Raw genomic sequence first — 758 nt, forward strand, 5'->3', positions numbered from 1 at the left:
TGCTGCGTTGACAGTGGCTCCAGCTATCGTGGCAATAGCAGAACAGTTTGGTGTCGATGCTGCTCTTAATAGCGCACTAGCAAGCGGCTTGGTGATGGGCGTTATGATTATTCCGGTCATTTCATCCTTGAGTGATCACGTACTTCGTTCTGTACCAAGCAGTCAACGCAATGCCGCCTATGCGTTAGGTATGACGCAAAGCGAGACGATCAAAAATATAGTTTTACCCTCTGCGCTTCCGGGTATTATCTCAGCCTGTTTGCTTGGCTTTGCTAAAGCGATTGGTGAAACCATGATTGTGGTTATGGCTGCCGGTCTTAGACCAAATTTGTCGTGGAACCCTTTAGAAGATATGACCACCGTAACAGTGAGAATTGTTGACTCCCTTGTCGGGGATCACGCCTTTGACTCACCGCAAACGCTTTCGGCTTTTGCCTTAGGCTTGGTCTTATTTGTGATCACATTGATTCTCAATATGGTCTCGTTGTCCCAAATCCGTAAGTTTAAAGAAAAATACAAGATAAGCAGGCTATGACTTCAAAACAGAATTCTAACCCTTTTTACGACCCGACCTTAAGTAAACGGCATCGTGCCTCGCGATTTTTCAAACTTTTCGCAAAGAGCTCCGTCGTATTTACTCTGTCGTTTCTGATCTTCTTCATGGTCGATATCCTTAGTACTGCTGCGCCTGCTGTGAAGCAAGCTTATGTGCAAGTTGAAGTAGAGTTTTCTGAGCGAAATGCTAAGTCCACGCGTCG

General features: G+C 45.6%; 2 protein-coding genes. Both read left to right on the top strand.

Translation table 11 applies throughout. From position 1 onward, the window contains the following. The coding region (locus tag A3729_RS29570) for a PstC family ABC transporter permease (protein WP_156498229.1) at positions 1 to 535 on the top strand (535 nt) is incomplete at its 5' end. Then, a partial coding sequence (locus A3729_RS29575; RefSeq protein ID WP_156498230.1) for a DUF3333 domain-containing protein occupies positions 532 to 758 on the top strand: 227 nt, incomplete at its 3' end. The genes A3729_RS29570 and A3729_RS29575, both read left to right, overlap by 4 nt.

Source organism: Oleiphilus sp. HI0043 (assembly GCF_001634935.1).